The organism is Pseudodesulfovibrio sp. 5S69, assembly GCF_037094465.1.
GTDB lineage: Bacteria > Desulfobacterota > Desulfovibrionia > Desulfovibrionales > Desulfovibrionaceae > Pseudodesulfovibrio > Pseudodesulfovibrio methanolicus.
This window is the reverse complement of record NZ_CP146609.1, coordinates 2,325,459-2,342,546: the sequence shown is the minus strand read 5'-3', so window position 1 is coordinate 2,342,546 and position 17,088 is coordinate 2,325,459. Positions and strand designations below refer to the sequence as shown.

At 62.6% G+C, this 17,088-nt stretch carries 17 protein-coding genes; 12 read left to right on the top strand and 5 right to left on the bottom strand.

The genetic code is table 11. The features are described from left to right. Positions 1 to 24 precede the first annotated feature (24 nt). Together V8V93_RS11095 and cimA are read left to right on the top strand one after the other, a co-directional pair. Positions 25 to 1,254, top strand: coding sequence for an aspartate kinase (locus V8V93_RS11095; protein WP_338666736.1), 1,230 nt, complete (start codon positions 25 to 27; stop codon positions 1,252 to 1,254). A 3-nt stretch (positions 1,255 to 1,257) separates the two neighbouring features. Beyond that, positions 1,258 to 2,853 carry a citramalate synthase gene (gene cimA / locus V8V93_RS11090; RefSeq protein WP_338666735.1) on the top strand — a complete coding sequence of 532 codons (1,596 nt, stop codon included), beginning with the start codon at positions 1,258 to 1,260 and terminating at the stop codon, positions 2,851 to 2,853. Positions 2,854 to 3,174: 321 nt separating this feature from the next. Here cimA and gap read toward each other — a convergent pair whose 3' ends face one another. Together gap and surE are read right to left on the bottom strand one after the other, a co-directional pair. Further along, entirely contained in the window at positions 3,175 to 4,155 is a 981-nt protein-coding gene (gap, locus tag V8V93_RS11085) for a type I glyceraldehyde-3-phosphate dehydrogenase (protein ID WP_338666734.1), read from the bottom strand. Between the two features lie 91 nt (positions 4,156 to 4,246). Beyond that, positions 4,247 to 4,999, bottom strand: a complete 753-nt coding sequence (gene surE / locus V8V93_RS11080) for a 5'/3'-nucleotidase SurE (protein ID WP_338666733.1) — start codon at positions 4,997 to 4,999, stop codon at positions 4,247 to 4,249. 146 nt (positions 5,000 to 5,145) lie between these two features. On the opposite strand from surE, the gene V8V93_RS11075 reads away from it, so the two are divergent. The 7 genes from V8V93_RS11075 (at position 5,146) to V8V93_RS11045 (ending at position 10,339) form a co-directional block, all read left to right on the top strand. Further along, a complete protein-coding gene (locus V8V93_RS11075) occupies positions 5,146 to 6,186 on the top strand; it encodes a 3'-5' exoribonuclease YhaM family protein (protein ID WP_338666732.1) in 1,041 nt (346 codons plus the stop codon). Beyond that, positions 6,162 to 6,803: a dTMP kinase gene (gene tmk / locus V8V93_RS11070; protein ID WP_338666731.1), complete on the top strand. Its 642-nt coding sequence runs from the start codon at positions 6,162 to 6,164 to the stop codon at positions 6,801 to 6,803. The genes V8V93_RS11075 and tmk overlap by 25 nt, the downstream gene beginning before the upstream one ends. A gap of 112 nt (positions 6,804 to 6,915) precedes the next feature. Next, the gene (locus V8V93_RS11065) at positions 6,916 to 7,731 is read left to right on the top strand and encodes an amino acid ABC transporter permease (protein WP_338666730.1); all 816 of its coding nucleotides are present in this window, start codon (positions 6,916 to 6,918) and stop codon (positions 7,729 to 7,731) included. A 154-nt stretch (positions 7,732 to 7,885) separates the two neighbouring features. After that, positions 7,886 to 8,749, top strand: coding sequence for a transporter substrate-binding domain-containing protein (locus V8V93_RS11060; protein ID WP_338666729.1), 864 nt, complete (start codon positions 7,886 to 7,888; stop codon positions 8,747 to 8,749). A 13-nt stretch (positions 8,750 to 8,762) separates the two neighbouring features. Continuing rightward, a complete protein-coding gene (locus tag V8V93_RS11055) occupies positions 8,763 to 9,647 on the top strand; it encodes an amino acid ABC transporter permease (RefSeq protein ID WP_338666728.1) in 885 nt (294 codons plus the stop codon). 102 nt (positions 9,648 to 9,749) lie between these two features. After that, complete coding sequence (locus V8V93_RS11050; RefSeq protein ID WP_338666727.1) at positions 9,750 to 10,001, top strand: glutaredoxin family protein; 252 nt, start codon at positions 9,750 to 9,752, stop codon at positions 9,999 to 10,001. A 5-nt stretch (positions 10,002 to 10,006) separates the two neighbouring features. Continuing rightward, positions 10,007 to 10,339, top strand: coding sequence for a ferredoxin-thioredoxin reductase catalytic domain-containing protein (locus V8V93_RS11045; protein WP_338666726.1), 333 nt, complete (start codon positions 10,007 to 10,009; stop codon positions 10,337 to 10,339). Positions 10,340 to 10,388: 49 nt separating this feature from the next. Here V8V93_RS11045 and V8V93_RS11040 read toward each other — a convergent pair whose 3' ends face one another. The 3 genes from V8V93_RS11040 to trmFO form a co-directional block, all read right to left on the bottom strand. Then, positions 10,389 to 11,465 (bottom strand): M48 family metallopeptidase, encoded by a 1,077-nt coding sequence (locus tag V8V93_RS11040; RefSeq protein WP_338666725.1) that lies wholly within the window; start codon positions 11,463 to 11,465, stop codon positions 10,389 to 10,391. A 101-nt stretch (positions 11,466 to 11,566) separates the two neighbouring features. Beyond that, on the bottom strand, positions 11,567 to 12,871 hold the full coding sequence (locus V8V93_RS11035; RefSeq protein WP_338666724.1) for an O-acetylhomoserine aminocarboxypropyltransferase/cysteine synthase family protein: 1,305 nt from the start codon (positions 12,869 to 12,871) through the stop codon (positions 11,567 to 11,569). Between the two features lie 219 nt (positions 12,872 to 13,090). After that, on the bottom strand, positions 13,091 to 14,419 hold the full coding sequence (gene trmFO / locus V8V93_RS11030) for a methylenetetrahydrofolate--tRNA-(uracil(54)-C(5))-methyltransferase (FADH(2)-oxidizing) TrmFO (protein WP_338666723.1): 1,329 nt from the start codon (positions 14,417 to 14,419) through the stop codon (positions 13,091 to 13,093). A gap of 77 nt (positions 14,420 to 14,496) precedes the next feature. Here trmFO and V8V93_RS11025 point away from each other — a divergent pair, with 77 nt between their 5' ends. The 3 genes from V8V93_RS11025 to V8V93_RS11015 all read left to right on the top strand — a co-directional run bounded on the left by V8V93_RS11025 (position 14,497) and on the right by V8V93_RS11015 (position 17,084). Continuing rightward, complete coding sequence (locus V8V93_RS11025; RefSeq protein ID WP_338666722.1) at positions 14,497 to 15,465, top strand: ABC transporter ATP-binding protein; 969 nt, start codon at positions 14,497 to 14,499, stop codon at positions 15,463 to 15,465. Positions 15,466 to 15,468: 3 nt separating this feature from the next. Next, the gene (locus V8V93_RS11020) at positions 15,469 to 16,428 is read left to right on the top strand and encodes an ABC transporter ATP-binding protein (RefSeq protein ID WP_338666721.1); all 960 of its coding nucleotides are present in this window, start codon (positions 15,469 to 15,471) and stop codon (positions 16,426 to 16,428) included. A gap of 92 nt (positions 16,429 to 16,520) precedes the next feature. Beyond that, positions 16,521 to 17,084: an HD domain-containing protein gene (locus tag V8V93_RS11015; protein ID WP_338666720.1), complete on the top strand. Its 564-nt coding sequence runs from the start codon at positions 16,521 to 16,523 to the stop codon at positions 17,082 to 17,084. Positions 17,085 to 17,088: the final 4 nt, after the last annotated feature.

Genomic DNA, 17,088 nt, shown 5'->3' with positions numbered 1-17,088 from the left:
TTTCTAGAGAGCAGAATCGAAAAAATGAACATCGTCGTACAAAAGTTCGGAGGCACATCGGTCCGCAACCTGGAATGCCAACGCCAGGTCATGCAGAAAGTCCTGCGCCCCTACCGTGAGGGTAACAAGGTCATCGTGGTCCTGTCGGCCATGTCCGGCGAGACCAACCGACTATTAGGACTGGCCGAGGAGTGGTCGGACAATCCCGACCCCGCCGAAGTGGATTCCCTTGTCTCCACCGGCGAACAGATTTCCTGTGCGCTCTTCGCCATGCTGCTCAAACAGCAGGGCGTCAAATGCCGCTCCGTGCTCGGCTTCCAGGCCCCGGTCAAAACCGACTGCTGCTACGGCAAGGCCCGCATCACCGCCATCGACGAATCCCGGCTGAAAGCTATGCTCCAGGAATACGACATCCTCGTGGTGGCCGGCTTCCAAGGCTGCGACGACAGCGGCCGCATCACCACCCTGGGGCGCGGCGGCTCAGACACCTCGGCCGTAGCCCTGGCCGCGGCCATCAAGGCCGATATCTGCGAAATCTACACCGACGTTCCGGGCGTGTTCACCACGGACCCGAACCTCTGTTCCGACGCCCGCAAGATCGACCGCGTCTCCTATGACGAGATGCTCGAAATGGCCAGCATGGGAGCCAAGGTGCTCCAGATCCGCAGCGTCGAATTCGCCAAAAAATACAATGTAACCGTTCATGTCCGCTCCACTTTTTCCGACGAGCCGGGCACCATAGTCACGCAGGAGGATGAAAACATGGAAGCCGTCATGGTCTCGGGAATCGCTTACGACAAGGATCAGGCTCGCATCACGCTGATACACGTCCAGGACAACCCCGGCGTGTCCGCCCAGATTTTCTCCCCCCTGGCCGAGAAGAAGATTCTCGTGGACATGATCGTCCAGAACCCGTCCAAGGACGGTCTGACCGACATGACCTTCACTGTGCCCCGCTCCGACGTGAAGCAGACCATCAAGACCCTGGAAAAGCTCAAATACGAAATCGGCTACGAAGAGCTATCCAGCAACCTCAACGTCGCCAAGGTGTCGATTATCGGCGTCGGCATGCGTAACCATTCCGGTGTGGCCTCCAAGGCCTTCCGGGCGCTTGCCGATGAGAACGTGAACATCCTGATGATCAGCACCTCGGAGATCAAGATCACCTGCTTGATCGACGACAAGTACACCGAACTGGCCGTACGCACACTCCACAAAGCCTTCAACTTGGAGGAAGGCAAACACATCGAGTAGCCGATGCAAAACATCACCATATACGACACGACCCTGAGAGATGGAGCCCAAGCCGAAGAACTGAACCTGACCACCCAGGACAAGGTCCGCATAGCGCAGAAGCTGGACGACCTGGGCATTCACTACATCGAGGGCGGCTGGCCCGGCTCCAATCCGACCGACAGGAAATTTTTCGACGAAATAAAATCCTGCACCTTCAATAAAGCCAAGCTGGCCGCCTTCGGCTCCACGCACATGGCCAAGTTCACGCCCGAGAAGGACCCGAACCTGGCCGGGCTGCTCGAGGCCGAGACCCCGGTGGTGACCATCTTCGGCAAGACCTGGGACATCCACGCCACCGTGGCCCTGGGCGTTCCGCTCGAGCGCAACCTCGAGCTCATCGCCAACTCCGTGGCCTACCTCAAGGCGCGGGTTGACGAGGTCATCTTCGACGCCGAACACTTCTTCGACGGATTCAAGCGCAACCCCGAGTACGCCATCAAGGCCCTGACCGCCGCGCTCCAGGCCGGGGCCGACCGCCTCGTTCTCTGCGACACCAACGGCGGCTCCCTGACCCACGAGATCGGCCAGGCCGTGGCCGAGGTCCGCAAGCTGCTCCCCGAAGCCAGCCTGGGCATCCACGCCCACAATGACTCCGAATTGGCCGTGGCCAATTCCCTGGAAGCGGTCCGCCTCGGCGCTGTCCAGGTCCAGGGCACGGTCAACGGCTACGGCGAGCGGTGCGGCAACGCCAACCTCTGCTCGGTCATTCCCAACCTGGAACTCAAGATGGGCCTTGAGGTCATCGGCAGGGACAATCTGGCCCGACTCCAGCCCGTCTCCAACTTCGTCAGTGAAATAGCCAACCTGCGCCCGTTCATGCGCCAGCCCTTCGTGGGCGCGTCGGCCTTTGCCCACAAGGGCGGCATCCACGTCAGCGCCATCCTCAAGGACGCGCGGACCTACGAGCACATCCCGCCCGAGACCGTGGGCAATGAACGGCGCGTGCTCCTCTCGGACCAGGCGGGCAAGTCCAACATCCTGTTCAAGGCCCGCGAACTGGGCTACGAGTTGGCCAAGGACGACCCCACCGTGGACCGCCTGCTCAAGGAGCTCAAAATCAAGGAATCCATGGGCTTCGAATACTCCGTGGCCGACGCTTCCTTCGAACTCATGCTCCGCGAGGCTCTGGGCAAGCCGCTCGACTACTTCCACTTCCGCCACTTCTTCGTGGTCGACGCCAAGCGCGAGGAAGACCCGGAACCCATGTCCGAAGCCACGGTCATCGTGGACGTCAAGGGCCAGCAGGAACACACCGCGGCCACCGGCATGGGCCCGGTCAACGCCCTGGACCAGGCCCTGCGCAAGGGACTGGAACGGTTCTACCCCCGGCTGGGCGAGATCCGTCTGCTCGACTTCAAGGTCCGCGTCCTGTCCGGCGCGGTGCGCGATACCGGCGGCACTGCCTCCTTCGTCCGCGTCCTGGTCGAATCCGGCGACGGAACCGACCGCTGGACCACCATGGGCGTGTCCCACAACATCATCGAGGCCTCCTGGCAGGCCGTGGTCGACGCCATCAACTACAAGCTCTTCAAGGACGAAATGACGCAGGCCGAATAGCCTCCCCCTTCCCCCGGACCCCCATCCCCATCCTTTTCCAAAGCTTTTTATCGCCGCTTCGCGGGGTGCGAGAGCAACGAAAAGCCCCCGGCTCTCTATTGAGCCGGGGGCCTTCATTTCTTCTCTTTGGAGCGATTCGGGTGGCGCAGCCACCCGACAGCGGCTCTCTCTTCTGCCGCCAATCCACTCTCGGAATAGGCTTTCGAGAGTGGGTCAGCTGTGCATTTTCTTCCGGTGGGCTTTCACCGCAGTGTAGCCTTCTACATGAGGATGAAAGCCCGCCGGAAAAAATGTGCAGATGGCCCGCTATCGGAAGCCGCTCTACATCGCCGCAGCCTTCTTAATCAGGCGCAGGAGCTGATTCGTAAAACCAGCCTCATTATCGTACCAGGCGATGACCTTGACCTGGGTGCCGCCCATGACGCGGGTCAGGGCGCTGTCGACTACGCCGCCGAAGGTGGAACCCATGAAGTCCACGGAGACCAGCGGTTCCTCGGTGTAGCCCATGGAATCGTTGGCCGCCGCCTTGAGGGCCGCGTTGACCTCTTCCACCGTGGTCTCCCGCTTCAGCTCGCAGACCAGATCGATAAGCGAGACGTTGGGGGTGGGCACACGGATGGACATGCCGTCCAGCAGGCCGTTCAGTTCGGGGATGACCAGGCCGACGGCCTTGGCCGCCCCGGTGGTCGTGGGCACCATGTTCACGGCGCAGGCGCGGGCCCGGCGCAGGTCCTTGTGGGAGCCGTCCAGGATGCGCTGGCTCATGGTGTAGGAGTGCACGGTAGTCATGATGCCGTGCTTGATGCCGAAGGTGTCGTGGATGACCTTGGCCACGGGAGCCAGGCAGTTGGTCGTGCAGGAGGCGTTGGAAATGATGTTGTGCTCGGGCTTGAGCTCACCGTCGTTGACGCCGATGACCACGGTCACGTCCGAATTCTTGCCGGGCGCGGAAATGATCACCTTCTTGGCGCCGCAGGCGAGGTGCTTCTCGCAGCTCTCGCGATCGGTGAACTTGCCGGTGGACTCGATGACAAGGTCACAGCCCATCTCGCCCCAGGTCCATTCGCCGGGAGCCTTGCGGGTCACCTTGACCGGCTTGCCGGCCATGACGAATCCGTCCTCGGTGGGCTGCACGTCCGGGAAACGGCCGTGCACGGAGTCGTATTTCAGCAGGTGGGCGAGGTCTTCGTTCGAGGCGCGCGCGTTGACGGCCACCAGTTCCAGGTCGGTTTCCTCCGCCAGCAGCCGGGCCAGATAACGGCCGATGCGTCCAAATCCGTTCAAACCTATTTTCGTCGCCATGCCGGGTCCTCCTGTGGGTATGCGATTTGTCTCTCGTACGGGTTTATCGGGCAACAACCATACTGTGCCGATGATTTTACGTCAACGGGGTTCACGAAATCGTATGCCTGAGCCTATCCAGGGTCTCACGGTCCGTGAAATCGAAATGCAGCGGGGTCAGGGTGATGTGCCCTGCGGTCAGCAGCGCGCGGTCGCGGTCCGGGCTGATGCGGCCAGGGGGGATGGCCCCGCTGAGCCAGTAATACGGCCTGCCGCGCGGGTCCTGGCGGGTGTCGTAGACGTCGTCGTAGGACGCCCGGGTGTGCGGGCAGAGGACCAATTCCTTGGCCTCCCCGATGGGGCAGTTGGGGAAATTGAGATTGAGCACGCGCTTGCGCGGCAGCTCCGTCCACGGAATCTTTGGCAGCAACTCGGCGCAGAAACGGGCCTGTCCACTCAGGTCCTCGGGGTTGAAGTTGTCCATGGACACGGCCATGGACGGGATCTCCATGAGCGCGCCCTCGGTGGCTGCGGACACCGTTCCGGAATAGAGGATGTCCACGCCCACGTTGGCCCCCGCGTTGATCCCGGAAAGGACCAGGTCGGGCTTCTCGTCGAGCAGCGTGGACAGGCCGAGCTTGACGCAGTCCACGGGCGTGCCGTAGACGCCCTGCCCCACGAAGCCGTTCTCCTTGAACAGCTTGACCCGAATGGGCAGGGCCAGGGTCACGGCGTGTCCCACGGCCGACTGTTCCGTGACCGGGGCGACCACGTGCACGTCGTGGCCGGCCTCCTTGAGGGCGAAATACAGGGCGCGCAGGCCGATGGCCTGGATGCCGTCGTCGTTGGCGAGCAGAATGTTCATGGAGTCTCCGCTTGCAAGCTAGGATTTGACAATACGTGTGAAATCAGGTTCATAACCCTGAGCGGGCCGCGCAACTCCGCGCCGGTCCGTTTTTCGCACATACTGTAGTGATACGCGTATGGGCGAGGTACCTCAACATCTCACCAATGGCAAGATCAGTGGGCAAAAAGTCGCAATATATCCAGTCTCTTTCTCCGGGCCAAACCGTGGACGACCTCTTTATCCTGGCCGGGGCCAACCAGGCCCAATCCAAGAACGGACCCTACTGGAACCTCTCGTTCCAGGACGCAACGGGGTCCATCGACGGCAAGATATGGAGCCCGAAGAGCCTGGAGTACCCCACCCTGGAGCCTGGCAGCATGGTCCGCGTCCGGGGCTTCGTGGAGAGCTACCGCGACAAGAATCAGCTCAAGGTGGACCACATGGACGTGCTCGACGCCAACACGCAGGGCATAGACCTTTCGGACTTCATGCCCGCTTCCAAAACTCCGCCCGAGGAGTTGATGGAGGCCCTGGAGGACATGGTCACCGAGCACATGCGCCACAAGCCGTGGAAGACCTTCTGCCGCAAGGTGCTGGGCAACGAGGACATCCGCGCCAGGCTGCTGACAGCTCCCGGCGCCAAGACCGTGCACCACGCCTACGTGGGCGGTCTGCTCGAACACACGCTCGGTGTGGCCCGGGCGTGCATGGCCCTGTGCGACGTCTACCCGAACCTCGACCGCCAGACCCTGCTGGCCGGAGCCATTTTCCACGATCTGGGCAAGGCGTGGGAGCTGTCCGGCGGCCTGGCCAACGACTACACCGACGAGGGACGGCTCTTCGGCCACATCCAGATCGGCATGGAAAAGCTGGAGCCGTTCCTGGCCCGCAGCCCGCGCCTGGAAGCGGGCCTCAAGCTGCACCTCAAGCACTTGATCACCAGCCACCACGGCGAGCACGAGTTCGGTTCCCCCATACGGCCCAAGACCCCGGAGGCGTTCGTCCTGCACTTCGCGGACAACATGGACGCCAAGCTGAACATCATCGACCAGGCCTACGCCGACATGGACAAGAGCGGGGCCGACTGGTCGCCCTACATGCGCTTCCTCGAACGCAACGTGTTCCGGCCCGAGCCCACCCCCGACAACGCCAAAAAGCAAAACGCGAAAGCGGAGAACCAATGTTTATTACCTTTGAAGGCATAGAGGGGACCGGCAAATCCACCCAGATCGCCAGGGTCAGGGACTATTTCGAAGCCCGGGGCCGGGAGGTCTTCCAGACCCTGGAACCGGGCGGCAGCCGCATCGGCCGGGACCTGCGCAAGATGCTCCTGCACGTGGACAACAAGGAGATCACGCCCATCACCGAGCTGTTTCTCTACCTGGCCGACCGCGCCCAGCACGTGGGCCAGGTCATCCGGCCGGAGCTCGAAGCGGGCAAGGTAGTGCTCTGCGACCGGTTCGCGGACTCGACCATCGTCTACCAGGGATACGGGCGCGGCCTGGACACCGTCATGCTCCGGGAACTCAACGAGGTGGCCGTGGACGGCCAGTGGCCCGACCTGACCATCGTCCTGGACATCGACCCGGAGGTCGGCCTGAAGCGGGCCACCCTGCGCAACATCGAGGACGGCAAGGCCAAGGAGGAAGGACGGTTCGAGGCCGAACACCTCTCCTTCCACAAGCGCATCCGGGAGGGCTACCTGACCTGGGCCGCCTTCAACCGGGAACGCATGCGCGTGATCGACGCCTCGGGCACGCCCGACGAAGTCTTCGAGCACATCAAGGCCGTCATCGAAGCCCACGGGACCGGCGCGGCCTGATCCGTACCCGGCCTTTTTTTGCATAATCGTTCCTGGAAACTTCCGGGCTTTATGCTATGGTGCAACCAGAATGGCGGTTGTTCCTTTTTCGCCAACCAACCACCGGGACCGCATGTCGGCTGAATTCCTGAACAAAAAAATCGGGCCCCTGTCACTCGCCGCCTTGGCGGACACGGCCAAGACTCTGCTGCTCATGACCGGCATCGTCTGGCTGCTCGTCTTGGGTTCCCAACGGCTGGGCTACAACTGGCAGTGGTACCGCATACCGCAATACCTCTGGACGGTCACGGACAAGGGCTTCACCTGGGGGCCGCTCATGGAGGGCCTTGGGGTGACCTTCCGGATCACGGGCATCAGCCTGGTCCTCATGCTGGTCATCGGCCTGACCACCGCGCTGATGCGCATGTCGAACTCCTGGGCGGCCCAGGGCGTGGCCAGGGGATACATGGAGCTGATCCGCAACACCCCCCTGCTCATTCAGATATTCTTCATCTACTTCGTCATTGCCCCCATCCTGGACATCTCCGCCTTCCGCTCGGCGGTCATCGCGCTGAGCCTGTTCGAAGGGGCCTACGCCTCGGAGATATTCCGGGCGGGCATCACCTCCATCGACAAGGGCCAGTGGGAGGCCGCAATGAGTCTCGGCATGGGACCCTACGCCATGTACCGGCACATCATTCTGCCCCAGGCCGTACGCCGCGTCCTGCCGCCCCTGACCAGCCAGGCCGTCTCCCTGATCAAGGACTCGGCCCTGGTCTCGACCATCGCCATCCTTGATCTGACCCAGCGCGGGCGCATGATCGATGCGGAAACATTTCTGACTTTCGAGATATGGTTCACCGTCGCCGCCATCTACCTCGTGGTCACCCTGGCCCTGTCCGGGGTGGTCTGGTTGCTGGAGCGACAGTTCAACGGCCTCAAGGCCTAAACCGCAAAGGAGCTCACATGACCATTTGGAGAGCTACGAAGATCGGCGGCGTGATCGTGATCGCCATTCTCGGCGTATCGCACGTCACCTTTGCCCAGGAATCCTGCAAATAACCCTTTGACCCGGCTTAAGACGCCGACCAAGGAGAAGCCCCATGAAACGCCTTCGCATCCTGGCCATCACCACACTTTTCATCCTGCTCGCATCCGCTTTCGGGTGCAGCCAGGAACCCATCCAACAGAAAACGGACAAGAACGCACCGGCCGCGACCGCCGCAACCCCGGAATCCGGCAGCCAGCTCGACGTCATTCTCAAGCGCGGCACCATCCGGGTCGGCTTCGACACCTTCAAGCCCTGGGCCATGAAGGACAAAAACGGTGAATACATCGGCTTCGAGATCGAGGTGGCCCGCCAGATGGCCAAGGACATGGGGGTCAAGGTCGAATTCGTGCCCACCAAGTGGTCCGGCATCATCCCGGCCCTGCTGACCGGCAAGTTCGACATCATCATCGGCGGCATGTCCGTGACGCCCCAGCGCAACCTCAAGGTGAACTTCTCCCTGCCCTACGAGTACTCGGGCATGTCCATCGTGGCCAGCAAGAAGCTCGCCGGGGGACGCTCCTCCATAGACGACTTCAACAACCCGGCCACGACCATCGCCGTGCGCCTGGGCACCACTGCGGCCGAGGCGGCCAAGAACTTCCTGCCCAAGGCCAAAATTCTCTTCTTCGACGAGGAATCCCAGACCATCCAGGAACTGCTCAACGCGCGCGTGCACGCCGTGGTCGCCTCCAACCCGTTGCCGCTCAACCTGTCCAAAGAGTACGCGGACCAACTCTACCTGCCACTCAAGGACGACTTCACCAAGGAGCCCATCGCCTTTGCCGTCAAAAAGGGCGACCTCGACTTCCTGAACTGGCTGAACAACTGGGTCCGGGTGACCATGAGCAAGGGCTGGCTGCAGAATCGGTACGAATACTGGTTCTTCACCAACGACTGGGAAAATCAGATTCAATAGCCGAGCCGAGTTCTTGTCTCCGACAACCGAAAAGCGCCTGAAGATCACCCTGCTGGACGCCGCCATCCTGGCGGCTCTGGCAGGGGCCTTCGGCTACATTATTTTCGAGGCCGCCACCGGGCTCAACTACCACTGGAACTGGGCGGTCATCCCGCAATTCCTGGTGCGCTTCGACGCGAAGAGCGGGTCGTGGGCCCCCGGCCTGCTGACGCTCGGGCTGTTCACCACCATCCGCCTGTCCGTCTGGTCCGGCATCCTGGCTGTCATCCTCGGCGTCTTCATCGGGCTGCTCCGGGTCAGCCCGAGCCTGTTCAAGCGCCAGGTGGGCGCGGTTTACGTGGGGCTCATCCGCAACACCCCGCCGCTGGTGCTCATCTTCATCTTCTATTTTTTCATCGGCGACCAGATTATGTCCCTGCTCGGCGTGGAGCATGTCATCTACGGGCTGTCCGACGGAGCCCGTGAGGTCCTGAGCTGGTTCTTCGGCCCCATGAACCGATTCCCCCGGTTCCTGTCCGCTCTGATCACCCTGGCCCTGTTCGAGGCGGCCTACATCGCGGAGATCGTCCGCGCGGGCATCGACTCCGTGGAGTCCGGCCAATGGGAGGCCTCCGCGGGGACCGGCATGACCCGCTTCCAGACCCTGCTCTACGTCATTCTGCCCCAGGCCCTGCAGCGGATGTTGCCAGCTCTGGCCGGACAGTTTATATCTATAATCAAGGACTCGGCCATCGTTTCCGTCATCTCCATCGAAGAGCTGACGTTTCAGGCCCAGCAACTCATGACGACCACGTATAGGAGTTTCGAGATCTGGATACTGGTCCTGGCCATGTATTTCGCGCTCACGTTCTTGTGCTCCCTGATAGTCCGCAAACTGGAACTGACGCTGAGCAGGTGATGCGATATGTTTAAGTCATTGAAGAAAGTTTTTGGAAAAACCCCTGACGGAATGCCCGAAACCGATGCACCCGCCAAACCGTTTGACATGGAGGCGTTTCATATGAACGACATCAAAGTCTATGCTCTATCTACCTGCATCCATTGCAGGAATGCCAAGAAATATCTGGACGAATGCGGTGTGAAATACGAATGCGTCCACGTGGACGAACTGACCGGCGACGAGCGCAAAAAGATCGTCCAGGAGGTCAAGGAGCGCAATCCCGCGGTTTCCTTCCCGACCATCGTCATCAAGGACAAGGTCATCGTCGGCTTCCACAAGGACCAGATCGACGAAGCCCTCAAGGAGGATTAGCCCATATGGACGCCAAGCAGCTCTATGAAATGCTGAAAAAGGTCCAGGAGCCCAAGGGGTACTATTTCAACAAGGACATGGACATGACCATGCCCCTGCTGGAAAGCCTGCTGACCAACAAGGAACGCTTCGGCTACATGGCCTGTCCCTGTCGGCTGGCGAACGGCGAATACGAAGCGGACAAGGACATCCTATGCCCCTGCGTCTACCGCGAGGCGGACGTCCAGGAATACGGCGCCTGCTTCTGCGCCCTGTACGTCAGCAAGGAGTTCAACGACGGCACCATCGAAAAGCAAGTGGTCCCGGAACGCAGGCCGCCCGAGAAGATTCTCTTCTAATTTCGTTGCCGGAGGAGAGGAAAAGGCCCGCTTGAAGCGGGCCTTTTCCTTATTTCGAGGCGGCGTGCAACTCTTCAAGATTGGGGAGCAACTCCTTGCCCTCCCTCTCTTTTCCCTTCACTTCCTTGGAACATTGCTCCAGGAAGAGATACCGGTAGGCCGATGTAGGGTGCGTGGTGGCGTGGCTGATCGCGTAAGGATTGTCGGCCCCCATGCGTCGCCAGAAATTCGGGGCTCCGGTGGAATCGAACCCGGCCCGCTCCATGAAATACACGCCCATGTAGTCCGCCTCCTGCTCAAACTCCTGGCTGTACAGCATCCCGGCGGCATTGGCGAAATTGTTGGTGTAAACGCCCGTGACCCCCGCGAGCAGGCCGTCCAGCACCGCACCGATGAAGCGGTTGCCCGTCTTCTTGGAGATGTGGCCCATTACGTTGTGGCCCATCTCGTGCCCGACCACCAGCGCCAACTCATCGTCGCTTTCGACATACCCCATCATGCCCTTGGTCACGACCACGGAATCCCCGTCGGCGTAGGCATTGACTACGGTGTCATCGGACATGAGGACGGCGTAATCGCACCGTTTGGCCGGGATGGCGTTAAGGGTCATGGGGGCTCCGTCCCGCTCGATCCAGAAGGATACGGTCTCTCCCGTATCGAGCTGCTCCTGAAGCTGGCTGCTGAATTCCTCATAGGCATCGTCCCCGGCCTCCACCTTCTCCCCGTTGATCATCAGAATGACGTCGCCGGCACGGAACCCAGCGTCAGCGGCCGGAGTATGTGCGAACACCCGAGTCACCTTGACGCGCTCGTCCAGGCCCAGGGCGTCCTTGTACGCCTGCCGCCACTCCTTGGGCACGTTGTCGATGGAATTGGTGTCCATGCCCAGGTAGTAGGTCACCCGGTCTCCGCACAAGCCGACGCCGTGCGCCAGCACGGGCAGGGAGACCTCGCTGAGCCGCCAGAACTTCTGCATGCGGCCCTCGACGGCCATCCGTTTTTGAATGGAGGCCTCCTTGGCCGTCAGATCGGGATCAACGTCCGGCCGGGCGGTTACCGGCGCGCAGCCGATATACAGGAAGGGAATGAGGGACAGGAACAGGGCGGCGAGGGATAAGCGGGACATGATTGTGTACCTTGATGCGGAATTAAAGATGCACCAAGGTACACAACCATTAAACCTATATCAAGAGGCAAAACCACCCTGCGCAGGATTCGGCGCCGCCCCTACCGCTGCGACAGCGACAACGCCCGGTCCAGGTCGTCGATGATATCGTCCGCGTCCTCCAGGCCCACGGAGATGCGCACCAGGTCCAAGGGAACGCCCGCGGCCGTCTGCTCCTCGGGGGTGGACTGGCCGTGGGTGGTGGAGGCCGGGTGGATGACCAGGGTCTTGGCGTCCAGGATGTTGGCCAGATGCGAGCAGAGCTCCACGGACTCGATGAACTTGCGGCCCGCCTCCAGCCCGCCTTTGACCCCGAAGCCGAAGACCGCGCCCGGCCCCATGGGGAAGGTGTTTTTGGCCCGGTCGAAGTCGGGATGGCTCGGCAGCCCGGCATAGTTGACCCACTCCACCGCATAGTGCCCTTCCAGGAACTCCGCCACCTTGCGGGCGTTCTCGCAGTGCTGGCGGGCGCGCAGGGGCAAAGTCTCCATGCCCTGTAGGATCAGAAAAGCGTTCTGCGGGGCGATGGTCGCGCCGGTGTCGCGTAACATGCCGATGCGAACCTTGGCAGTGAACACCGGACACGGCTGGCCCGAGGAACCGCCCAGGGCCTCCCACAAGTTCATGTTGTGATAGGTCGAGTCCGGCTCGGTCAACTCGGGGAATCTGCCCCCTGCCGCCCAGTCGAAGTCGCCCTTCTCCACGATGGCGCCCCCCAATGCCGTGCCATGGCCGCCCACGATCTTGGTCAGGGAGTAGACCGCGAGGTCGCAACCGAAGTCGAAGGGATTGAAGATGGGCGGCGGAGCCACGGTGGAGTCGAGGATGAACGGCAGCCCGTGGTCGTGGGCCACCTTGGCAATGCCCAACAGGTCGTCCACGTTGCAGCACGGATTGCCTATGGCCTCGGAATAGACCAGCCGAGTGTTCTCGTCGATGGCCGCCGCGAAATTGGCCGGATCGCTCGAATCCACGAAGCGCGCCTCGATGCCGAACCGCTTGAGGGTATGCTCGAACAGGGTCTGGGTCCCGCCGTACAGGTTGGAACCGGTGACGAGGTTCTGCCCGGCGGACACGATGGTCGTGACCGCGTAGAAGATGGCGGCCATGCCGCTGGCCGTGGCGACGGCCCCGGCTCCGCCGTGCAGGGCGGCCAGCCGTTTTTCGAGCACATCCGTGGTCGGATTGTTCAGCCGGGTATAAATATAGCCCGGCTCCTTGAGGGCAAATAGGTCGGCCGCATGCCTGGTGTCGCGGAACAGGTAGGCCGTGGTCTGGTATATGGGCACGGCGCGGGCGCCGGTCTGGTCCGGGGTGTGGCCCGCGTGCAGGGCTACGGTCTGGGGACCGTAATTATGATCTTGCATATTTTCTCTCCTTGGTCAGGGCGAAAACGACGCCCGTTCGACCCGTAAAATGCCCCTTCACCCCTGCCTTGGCAAGGGTGCGACACATAGCGATTCATTATCCGGGCCATAAGGACCGGGGGATGGAACGGCTTTTGCCGCTATTCAGGGCAGGAACGATTTTCCGACACGGCACGCGGAGGCCGCACACAAGCGTTTTTTATTTCCCCAACAGAGAAATCAGTCTTTCAGACCCGCCTGCTCGATCCAGGCTGCGAACGCCGCCTGGGCGCGCTTGCCGTAGGCTTCCTTTCTGAGCTTCTTCTTGATCCGGCCTTCGAGGCCGGGCATGAGCCCGAAATTGACGTTGGACGGCTGGAACCGCTTGTCCGGCCTGGTCCGCAAGTGATTCATAAGCGCGCCCAGGGCCGTCTCCACGGGCGGCTCGGGCAAAGCTTCGCCGCGCAGCCGCCGTCCCATGGACAGCCCGAGCCACAGCCCGCATGCCGCCGACTCCAGATATCCCTCCACCCCGGTGATCTGCCCGGCCAGATACACGCCGGGCCGGTTCTTTAGTTGCAGGGTCTCGTCCAGGGCCTCGGGCGCGTTGACGTAGGTGTTGCGGTGGATGGACCCCAGCCGCAGGAATTCGGCCTTCTCCAATCCCGGGATCATGCGGAAGATGCGCTTCTGTTCCGGGTACTTGAGCTTGGTCTGGAAGCCCACCAGGTTGAAGGCGGTCTTGTCCGCGTTCTCGGTGCGCAGTTGGACGATGGCGAACGGCCGCTCGCCGGTCCTCGGGTCCGTGAACCCCACGGGCTTGAGCGGGCCGAAAGCCAGGGTCATCTCCCCGCGCTCGGCCATGGCCTCCACGGGCAGGCAGGCTTCGAAGTGGACCTCCTTCTCGAACTCGCGCGGCTTGACCTTCTCACCCGCCAGCAGCGCGGCCACGAAGGCCTTGTACTCGGCCTCGTCCATGGGGCAATTCAGGTAGTCGTCATCCTCGGGCTTCCAGCGCGAACCCCAGAACGCCTTGTCGAAATCCACGGAGTCGCGCGACACGATGGGCGCAATGGCGTCGTAGAAATAGAGCCGCTCGTCGCCCACCGCGGCCATCAGGCTCTCGGTCAGCTCCGGGCTGGCCAGGGGCCCTGCGGCGATGACCACCGCATCGCATCCGCCAAGCGCCTCGTCGTCCAGGGAGACAATTTCCCGGCGGATCACGGTGATCGACTCGTGATCTTCGATCTTTTGCGTGATGTATTCGGAGAACAGGGTGCGGTCCACGGCCAGGGCCCCGCCCGCGGGCACACGGGTGGCGAAAGCCGCCTCCATGACCAGGCTGCCGAGGCGCTCCATCTCCTCCTTGAGCAGACCGATGGCTGCGGCCGGTCCGGTGGCGCGGAAGGAATTGGAACAGACCAACTCGGCCAGCCCGTCCTCGGTGTGCGCCTCGCTGCGCTTTTCCGGCTTCATCTCGAAGAGGGTCACCGAGACCCCGGCGTTCGCCAACTGCCAGGCGCAGTCGCACCCCGCCAGGCCGCCGCCCACGATCACCACATGTGCCATTTCCCCTCCCGGATATCGTTTACGTCCGCCGCAATATGCCGTATAGGTGGCGAGATGGCGAACCTGCGGAATTTCTTATGACAAAACCACTGCTGGACATACGCGAGCTGACCACCTGCTTTTCCTCGGCCCAGGGCATTGCCAAGGCGGTGGATAACGTCAGCCTTTCCTTTATGCAAGGAGAAACCCTGGCCATCGTCGGCGAGTCCGGCTGCGGCAAGACCGTGCTCGCCCTGTCCATCCTCGGGCTCATACCCGATCCGCCGGGCCGCGTCACGGACGGGACCATCCTGTACCGGAACAAGGACCTCCTGGAGATGTCCGAGCACGAGCTCATGCACATCCGGGGCAACGCCATCTCCATGATATTCCAGGAGCCCATGACCGCGCTCAACCCGGTCTTCCGCATCGACGACCAGATCGCGGAACCGCTTCGCCTGCACCAGGGGTTCGCCAAGCGGGAAGCCCTGGACAAGGCCGTGGATGCGCTGAAACTGGTGGGCATCCCCAACCCGGCCAAGATCGCCAAGTCCTACCCGCACGAGCTGTCCGGCGGCATGCGCCAGCGGGTCATGATCGCCATGGCCCTCGCCTGCAACCCGGACATCCTCATCGCGGACGAGCCGACCACCGCCCTGGACGTGACCATCCAGGCCCAGATTCTCGACCTCATGGACGAGCTCAAAGCGCGCATGAACGGCTCGCTCATGCTCATCACCCACGACCTCGGCGTGGTGGCCCGCATGGCCCAGCGCGTGGCGGTCATGTACTCGGGCAAGATCGTCGAGCTGGCCGGAGTGGACGAGCTCTACGCTGACCCCCTGCACCCATACACCAAGGGGCTGCTCGCCTCCATGCCGACACTGGGCGACACCAGGGAGCTCAACCCGATCCCCGGCATCGTGCCGTCCATCTTCGACCTGCCCGAAGGGTGCCGCTTCCATCCGCGCTGCCCCGAGGCATATGAGAAGTGCTCCCTCATGCTCCCCCCGCTGTACGAACCGAAGCCGGGCCGCAAGGTCCGCTGCTGGCTCTACGAGGACTAGGCCATGGCCCTGCTCGAACTGATCAACGTAACCAAGCACTTCAAGGTCTCCGGCGGCCTGATGGGGCTGACGACCGGCACCGTGCGCGCCGTGGACGGCGTGACCTTAAGCGTGGAACGCGGCCAGACCCTCGGGCTGGTGGGCGAATCCGGGTGCGGCAAGTCCACCTTGGCAAAATGCATCATGGGGCTTGAGCCGGTCACCTCCGGCGAGGTCATTTTCGGCAACCGGTCCATCAACGCATGGGACGAGAAGAAGCTGCGCTCCAAGATGCAGATGATCTTCCAGGACCCGTACTCCTCCCTGAACCCGCGCCAGAAGATCGGCTCCATCATCCGCGAGGGGCTGGACATCCACAACATCGGGACCAAGGAGGAGCGCCGCGAAAAGGTCCAGCACCTGCTCAAGCTGGTCGGCCTGCGGCCCGAGCACGGCAACCGCTACCCCCACGAATTTTCCGGCGGCCAGCGGCAACGCGTGGCCGTGGCCCGGTCCCTGGCGCTGGACCCCAAGCTGGTGGTCTGCGACGAGCCGGTGTCCGCCCTGGACGTCTCGGTCCAGGCCCAGGTCCTCGGCCTGCTCAAGGACCTTCAGGAGCACCTGGACCTGACCTACGTGTTCATCTCCCACGACCTGTCCGTGGTCAGCCACATCTGCGACCGGGTGGCGGTCATGTACCTCGGCCGGATCATGGAGATCGGCGAAAGCCGGACCCTGTTCGCCGACCCCAAGCACCCGTACACCAAGGCGCTCCTGTCCGCCGTGCTCCGGCCCGACCCGACCGACCGGCCCGAACGCATCGCCTTGACCGGCGACCTGCCGAGCCCCATGAATCCGCCCGCGGGCTGCCCCTTCCACCCCCGCTGCCCCGAGGCCTTCGACAAGTGCCGGAACGGACGCCCGGAGCTCATGGACCAGCCCGACGGCATGCGCACCGCCTGCTGGCTCTACGGCGGCCAGTAACTGTACCGGCCCGCACGCCCCCCATCTGTATCTGGACCCGACCGCGCTGTTGGGGCATGATGCCCCTTCAACCCAAGCATCAAGGAGCGAACATGATAACCCGAGACGAAGCCTTTTCCCTGCTCAAGGCCCACAACAGCGAAGCCAGCCTGATCAACCACGCCCTGGAATCCGAAGCCGTCATGCGCGGCCTGGCCCGCAAGCTGGGCAAGGACGAGGAGCTGTGGGGCATCACCGGCCTGCTGCACGACCTGGACTACGCCGTGACCAAGGAACAGCACGGCCGCCACGGCCTGGACACCGTGAAGCTGCTCGACGGCAAACTCCCGGTCGAAGCGCTGGACGCCATTCGCCGCCACGCCGCCGAGATGAACGGGGCCGAGGACCCGGAAACCGACTTCGACTTCGCCCTGCGCTGCGGTGAGACCGTCACCGGCATGGTCCACGCGGGCGCCCTGGTGCGGCCCACCAAGATCGACGGCATGAAGCCCAAAAGCCTCAAGAAGAAGATGAAGGACAAGGCGTTCGCCGCCTCGGTCAACCGCGACTGCATCCGCGAGTGCGACAAGATCGGCCTGGAGCTCGGCGAATTCCTGCAAATCGCCATAGACTCGGTGTCCGGCATCGCCGCCGAGGTGGGCCTGGCCGCGGACTAGCCCC